We start from the raw sequence: 1,024 nt of genomic DNA on the forward strand, positions 1-1,024 counted from the left end.
GGCGTTCCTCGCCGCCAGTGGCGGCGCGGGTGTGGATGTGGTGTTGGACGCGTTGGCGGGGGAGTTCGTGGACGCGTCGTTGCGGTTGTTGCCGCGCGGTGGCCGGTTCGTGGAGATGGGCAAGACGGATCTGCGGGACCCCGAGGTGGTGGCTCGGGAACATCAGGGTGTTGCCTATCGGTCGTTCGACCTGAACGAGGCCGGTGGGGAGCGGATCGGGCAGATGCTCGCCGAACTGCTCGACCTGTTCGAGCGCGGGGCGTTGCGGCCGTTGCCGGTGCGGGCGTGGGACGTGCGGCAGGCGCGGACCGCGCTGCGGTATGTGAGTCAGGCCCGGCACGTGGGCAAGGTGGTGCTGACCGTTCCGGCTGCCGCCGACCCGGACCGCGTCACGCTCGTCACCGGCGCGTCCGGTGCGCTGGCCGGCGTCGTCGCGCGGCACCTGGTGGCCACCGGGCAGTCCCGCAACCTGCTGCTCGCCGCCCGCCGTGCCCCCGCCGACGACCCGGCGTACGCGGCGCTCGTGGACGAGCTGACCGCGAGCGGCGCGCGGGTGCGGGCCGTCTCGGTGGACCTGGCGGACCGGTCCGGCGTGGCGAACCTGCTGGACGGCGTCGACCTGACCGCCGTCCACCACTGCGCCGGGATCGTCGCCGACGCCACCGTCGCCGGGCTGGACGACGACGCGCTGGACCGGGTGATGCGGCCCAAGGTGGACGCCGCCTGGGCCCTGCACCAGGCCACCGCCGGCCACGACCTGGCCGCGTTCGTGCTGTTCTCGTCGTTCGCGGCCACGCTGGGTTCGCCCGGGCAGGGCAACTACGCCGCCGCCAACGCGTTCCTCGACGCCCTCGCCATCCACCGCCGCGCCCACGGCCTGCCGGCCACCAGCATCGGCTGGGGCATGTGGGCCGCCACCAGCGCGATGACCGCCCACCTCGACCGGGACGACGCGCGGCGGCTGCGCCGCCTCGGCATGACCCCGCTCACCGCCGTCGAGGGCGCCGCCCTGCTCGACGCCGCC

General features: G+C 75.0%; 1 protein-coding gene. It reads left to right on the forward strand.

What is annotated here, in order from left to right; translation table 11 throughout:
* Window positions 1–1,024: SDR family NAD(P)-dependent oxidoreductase (locus HUW36_RS33400; protein WP_174531646.1), on the forward strand; the 1,024-nt coding region annotated here is incomplete at both ends.

Source organism: Micromonospora maritima, from assembly GCF_902825405.1.
Classification (GTDB): domain Bacteria; phylum Actinomycetota; class Actinomycetes; order Mycobacteriales; family Micromonosporaceae; genus Micromonospora; species Micromonospora maritima.